The organism is Streptomyces sp. NPDC054863 (genome assembly GCF_053610825.1).
This window is the reverse complement of the sequence record NZ_JBSGZD010000089.1, coordinates 22,182-28,181: the sequence shown is the minus strand read 5'-3', so window position 1 is coordinate 28,181 and position 6,000 is coordinate 22,182. Positions and strand designations below refer to the sequence as shown.

At 69.9% G+C, this 6,000-nt stretch carries 4 protein-coding genes; 2 read left to right on the top strand and 2 right to left on the bottom strand.

The genetic code is table 11. The annotated features are described in order from the left end of the window. Positions 1 to 20: 20 nt before the first annotated feature. On the bottom strand, positions 21 to 2,819 hold the full coding sequence (locus ACWGIG_RS18060) for an InlB B-repeat-containing protein (RefSeq protein ID WP_453322595.1): 2,799 nt from the start codon (positions 2,817 to 2,819) through the stop codon (positions 21 to 23). 407 nt (positions 2,820 to 3,226) lie between these two features. Then, a complete protein-coding gene (locus ACWGIG_RS18055; protein WP_453322594.1) occupies positions 3,227 to 4,273 on the bottom strand; it encodes an Lrp/AsnC family transcriptional regulator in 1,047 nt (348 codons plus the stop codon). Positions 4,274 to 4,421: 148 nt separating this feature from the next. On the opposite strand from ACWGIG_RS18055, the gene ACWGIG_RS18050 reads away from it, so the two are divergent. After that, complete coding sequence (locus ACWGIG_RS18050) at positions 4,422 to 5,606, top strand: M20 metallopeptidase family protein (protein WP_453322593.1); 1,185 nt, start codon at positions 4,422 to 4,424, stop codon at positions 5,604 to 5,606. Positions 5,607 to 5,636: 30 nt separating this feature from the next. Further along, positions 5,637 to 5,963 (top strand): nuclear transport factor 2 family protein, encoded by a 327-nt coding sequence (locus ACWGIG_RS18045; protein ID WP_453322592.1) that lies wholly within the window; start codon positions 5,637 to 5,639, stop codon positions 5,961 to 5,963. Positions 5,964 to 6,000: the final 37 nt, after the last annotated feature.

Below are 6,000 nucleotides of genomic sequence, written 5' to 3'. Positions count from 1 at the left end.
CGGACACCATGGTTACGTGTTCAGCACCAATGGGGCGCGGGCCCGATGTTGGCGATGTAGCGGGCGGAGGACCAGGCGTAGCTGCCGTCGGTGAGTCGGTACCACCGCGGGTTGCCGTCGACGCTCTGGCCCTTCACCTTGCAGGCGATGTTGACGACCTTGCCGTTGTCCAGCTTGCCGATGATGCGGCCTCCCTGGTCGGGCCGGTCGCGCACCAGCAGGCCGGTTCGGGCGATGATCCTGCCCTTGTACGTCCTGACGGTCTTGTGCGGGGCGAAGGAGGCGGTCAGGTGATGGTCCCTCGCAACTGTCAGGGAAAGACTGTCGCTGCGGCCTGCGGGCTCGTTGTCCAGCCGCCAGCCGGTGAAGTCGTACCCGGGCTTCGGCGAGGCAGTCGCGGTGACCTTGTCGTTCTTCGTGTACCTCGCCTTGGCCGGGCGCAGGGACACCGTGCCCCCGCCGACGGGAACAGCGGTCGCGGACACCCGGTGGGTGACGGTGGGCGGCACGGCCGCCTTGGTGAAGTGGGCGGTCAGTTCGTGGTCGTCACGAACGGTGAGGACGTAGGGGTTGCTGCGGCCTGCGGGCTCGTTGTCCAGCCGCCAGCCGGTGAAGTCGTACCCGGGCTTCGGCGAGGCAGTCACCGTGATCTTGTCGCCCACGGCGTACTCGGCTCGACGCGGCTCCCAAGTCGCCGTCCCCGCCTCTGCGTGCGGCAGCACCCGGACGTCGATCCGACGGCTGTCGCTGAAGACCGCGATCAGCGCACGGGACTCCTCCCCCATGACGACGTCGAGAGCTTCCTCCCGGCCGGCCGGTGAACGGGGCTCCATCCGCCGGCCGTCGAGGAGCCAGTGCGAGAAGATCTTGCCTGCGGCAGGGGAGGCGGTGACGGTCACGGTGGTGCCGGGCGGGTACGGTCCGCCGCTGCTGAGGTCGAGTGTCCCGGCGTTCCCGGGAGATGCGGATGCGGCCAGGGTGGAGGTGACCGCAGAGAAGTGGGCGACCACCTCGGTCGGCCCGTCAACGGTGAACGTGATCTGTCGGCTCTTTCCCGCGGACGCCCCGTTGACCGACCAGCCGACGAACGGGAGCTTGGCACCCGTCCATCGGAAGTAGGAGGCTGTCACGGTGCTGCCCACGGAGAAGTCCGGCCCCGCCGGGGACAGTTCGACACCGCCGCCGTCCTTGGAGTCGGCTCGCGCGACGACCTTGTGGGCCGGTGTGGCGCCCTCGGTGAAGTACGCCACCAGCCGGTGGTCCCCGGCGATCTTGACCGTGGTCCTGCGGTCCGTACTGTGCGGCTTGCCGTCGAGCATCCACTGCACGAAGACGAAGCCCGGCGCGGGCACCGCCGCCGCGGTCACCACGGTGCCCGGCCCGTAGGGACCGGTCGACGCCGTCGACGCCGTCCCCTGTGCCGTGTCCGCGCTGGTGACGGACATGTCGCACAGCTCGACGGGAATCCGGGTCTCCATGTAGTCGGCAACCGTGGAGAACATCTCGTCCAGCAGCCTGGCGTTGTCGGCGGGGCGCCTGGCGACGGGGCCCTTCACGTCACCGTCCGCGTTCCCCGTCACCTGGCCGTCGGGGTGGGTGACACGGGGGTTGGAGAAGTACGGGATGCGGCTGCAGCCGTCACAGATGGCGGGGTAGGCCATGACGGTCCGCCAGGCCTTGTCCGGTGCGGCGTACCCGTGGTTGTAGGGCCGGTTCGCCATGGTGACCTCGTCGGACGCCACCCAGTCGTGGATCGCCCCCAGGTTGTGTGCCATCTCGTGGCCCATGGTGTGGCCGGGGACGTAGCTGTGGTTGACGGCGCTGAAGGCCCGGTTCACCGTGCGCTTCGACGGCGGGGCAGGTGTGTTGCCGATGCCGGACCCCTCGGTCACCAGCATGCTCACCAGGTCGGCGCCGTACGTGGCCCGCAGTTCGTTGATGTTGTCGAGCTGCCCGTCGTCGGGTTTGTTGAGCGCGTCGAGGGCTGATTCGTCATCCTCGCCGCCTGTGTAGTCCGACATCTCCTGGGCGCGGACGAGTCTGACCCGTCCCTTGACCTTGCTGTTGGCCAGCGCCTCATTCATCAGGCCGACCCCTTGTCCGGCTACGGCCTCGGCGCCCTTCAGCCCACCCAAATTCCGGGTCACTTGCGGAGACCACACCACCATCACGTCGATGACGGGGTAATTCTTCGCCGCGCACGCCGTTTCGGACGACGAAAAGACCCCTGCCGGATTACTGGGCGCTTTCCCCGGAGCTTGGGAGCGCGGTGCAGGAATGGACAGGGTTCCCTTGTCCTTGTCCTGCGCGTGGCTGCGCAGCCGGGTTCCTCCCTCGCCGATTTCGAACATGCCCGGGTTGTACTCCTCGGCCCGCACCTGGCCGGGTCCGGCCGGTGCGAGGGCGTACAACTTGCCCGGCATCGAGATGGTTCCGCTGAGCGTGGGCTGCTCGTCGCCACTGCCACAGACGTTCTGTCCGTCGAGCACGACGGAGGAGCCCGGCACCGATGCCACCTTGCCGTGCCAGCTCACGCTCGTGCCGTCGGCGCTGACCTTCACCGTGGACGGTTCTGCTTCCAGCAGGACGTCCTTGAAGAGGTTGAGGCGCAGGCGGATGCCGGGGGCGCAGAGCTGCTGGGTGGCTCCCCGTGAGATCTTCCGCAGCTCCGACCGCAGGAGGAACGGATTCGGCGACTGCGTGGCCGCCCTGCTGCGCGACTCCGGGACAGGGGGGCCCAGCAATCCGTCGGAATCTCCGGAATCGGCCTCGCCCTGTCGGACGGCGGCGGAGGACGGCAGCGCGGCGACCTGCGCCATTACGGGCTCGACCGCCGAAAGCATCGCTGCCGAAAGAGCAATGATCGAGACGGCTCTGACGGTTCTACGTGACAGAAACACCGGAATGAATCACCACATCTGTGCGGAGGCTCTCGCGAAACCTGATGAACACGAATGAGCCCGTGAAAGTGGGGCGCATTCCCGCAGAATAAGAAGGGCGAGGGGGGAATCATTCATGTACAGGACCGACACGCACCCCTCCCTCATTCCGACGCGCACCCTTAGCCCAATCGCCGCGCATCTCCCCCTGAAGATCCACCCGATGACGTCGTCCCGTCCCGGCCCGTCTCGTCTCGTCTCGTCAGAAGCCGTTTCCGCTCTGCGGGTGTGTCGGAGCCACCCGCCCGATCACGGCCCGGCGACGACCCGGCCGGTCCGAACGGCTGTCAGGAGCCCGGGGTCGGGTCTCGCCAGATGTCCATCGGGACGGCGCGGACCGCGCGTCCGTCCGCGTCGAGGATCCGGCCCATCCGTTTCACGGTGCGCAGCGACACGCGGCGCTCGGCCACCCGCAGGGCGGGGAACCTGCGGGCGAGAGCGGTTTCCAGCCGCTGGACGTCGGCGAGGGAGCGCTGCCAGACGGAGAGCATGAGGTTGTGCGTGCCGGTGACGGCCACGCACAGCCGGATCTCGGGGAGTCTGGCGAGCTGGGGGCCGACCTCGTCGAGCCGGTCCGGGGGAAGGTCGGCCCGGAAGGTCGCCAGGACCGGCCGGCCGGCGTCGCGGGCGGCGATCTCGCAGCGGAAGCGCATCGCGTCGGAGGCGGCCAGCCGGTCGAGGCGGCGGCGCAGCGTGGACGGGCTGAGCCCGGTGGCGGCGGCGAGCTCGGTCTGGTCGAGGCGGCCGTCGACGCCCAGCCTGATGAGCAACTCCCGGTCTTCTTCCCGGACTTCGGCCCTCACTCCGGGCGGTGGTCCGTTGCTCGCCGGGTGGTCGTCGTGCAGTTCCACGCGCTGGGCGGGGTCCAGTGAGTCCAGCCGCCAGCGGATTCCCTCGGCGTAGAAGGCGGTCGCCAGGTGGACGCGGACGGCGTTGATCCCGGGGAGCCGGCCGAGCCGTTCGGCGGTGTACCGGGAGACCTTCGCCAGGTCGGTGAAGGCCGCGGTGACGACGAGGTCACAGCCCTGGGAAAGATGTTCGACGCTCATCACGTGCGGGTCCTCGGCCAGGTCGTCGGCGATCTGCCGGAGCCGGTCGGGTGCGCAGTCGAGGTCGAGGTAGGCGACGCACCCGCGGTCGTCGGGATGCGGCAGGCCGTAGGCGGTCACCCAGGCGATCCCGGCCTGCGAGAGCCGTCGCCAGCGGCGGGCGGCGGTGACCGGGCTGATCCCGAGTGTCTGGCCGAGCAGGGACCAGGGTGCCCGGGGGCGCAGTTGCAGCGCGTTCACCAGGGCGAGGTCCAGCTCGTCCACCGTCACATCGGCACCGGTCACCGTCGGCCGCCGGTGGATTCGTTCATCAAGGGGTCCCTCATGGTGTGATCCTGCGAAATCGCGGGAAACTCCCGCCGCAAGATCCAGAATCACGGAACAAGATCGCTCTGCACAAGTTCCCGCCCACGCGGGTTCGACGGAGGTACCTGTGTCCCTGCACGACGACGCTCTGGCCTTGGCGCCGGACCTGATCCGGCTCCGTCACGACCTCCACCGGTTCCCCGAGCTGGGCCTCGCCCTCCCTCGCACCCAGGAGCGGGTGCTGCAGTCCCTCGACGGACTCCCGCTCCAGGTGAGCCTGGGCTCCGCGCTGAGTTCGGTCACCGCGGTGCTGCGCGGCGGGCGGCCGGGGCCGGTGGTGCTGCTGCGCGGTGACATGGACGCTCTGCCGGTCGCCGAGAAGGCCCCGCTGCCGTTCGCCGCCGCGAACGGTGCCATGCACGCCTGCGGACACGATCTGCACACCGCCATGCTCGCCGGTGCCGCACACCTGCTGGCCGCGCGGCGGGAACAGCTCCACGGCGACGTGGTCTTCATGTTCCAGCCCGGGGAGGAAGGCGGGGACGGCGCCGGCGCCATGCTGGCCGAGGGCGTGCTGGACGCGGCAGGCAGACGCCCGGTCGCCGCCTACGCCCTGCACGTGGTGTCGGACATGCCGCACGGAGAGTTCAGCTCCCGGCGCGGGCCGATCCTCGCCGCCTCCGCCGCGCTGAACGTCACCGTCCACGGTGCGGGCGGCCACGGCTCGGCGCCCCACCGGGCCAAGGACCCCGTCCCGGCGGCCTGCGAGATGGTCACCGCCCTGCAGACCATGGTGACCCGCCGCTTCGACGCGTTCGATCCGGTGGTGATCACCGTCGGTCTCCTCCGAGCCGGCACCCGGCGCAACATCATTCCCGAGACCGCCCACTTCGAGGCGACCGTGCGCACCTTCTCCGCCCAGGCGAGTTCCAAGGTCGCCGACACGGTGGTGGAGCTGGTCAGATCCGTCGCCGCCGCCCACGGACTGCGGGCGGAGATCGAGTACCTGCCCGGGTACCCGGTGACCGTGACCGACGGGGCCGAGACCGACTTCCTGACGGACACCGTCCGCGAAGTCTTCGGCGAAGAGCGCTTCCAGCCGCTGCCGAACCCGGCCACCGCATCGGAGGACTTCTCCCGGATACTCGACGCCGTTCCGGGCTCGTTCGCGTTTCTCGGCGCCGCCCCGAAGGGGACCGCCCCGGGCAACCTGCCGCAGAACCACTCGCCCTACGCGCAGTTCGACGACGCGGTGCTCCCCGACGGGGCCGCGCTCTACGCCGAACTCGCCACCCGCCGTCTCACGGCCTGACCCCGTACACCGAGGAAGGAACGATCCACCATGACCGAACCGCGCGAGGTGGTCGAGCAGCAGCTCGCCGCCTACAACAGCCACGACATCGACGCCTTCGCCGCCACCTACGCCGAGGACGTCCTGGTCAACCGGCGCAGCGGCGGCCCGCTGCAGGGCCGTCAGGCGCTGCGCGACACGTATGCCGGACAGTTCGCCGAGGGCCGCTGCCGGGCGGAGATCCTGGGGCGGCTCACCGAAGGCGACTGGGTGGTCGACCACGAACTCGCCCACGGCCTGGCCGACGAGCCGGTCCGCGTCCTGGTGGCCTACCGGGTACGCGAAGGCCTCATCGACCGGGTCGACTTCCTCGGCTGAACAGCGCAGGCCCGTACCGGCCACCGCGCAGCCCCCC

Coding starts and splice junctions, on each gene's coding strand:
- ACWGIG_RS18045 (WP_453322592.1), top strand. CDS start 5,637: ATGACCGAACCGCGCGAGGTGGTCGAGCAGCAGCTCGCCGCCTACAAC.
- ACWGIG_RS18060 (WP_453322595.1), bottom strand. CDS start 2,819: ATGGCGCAGGTCGCCGCGCTGCCGTCCTCCGCCGCCGTCCGACAGGGC.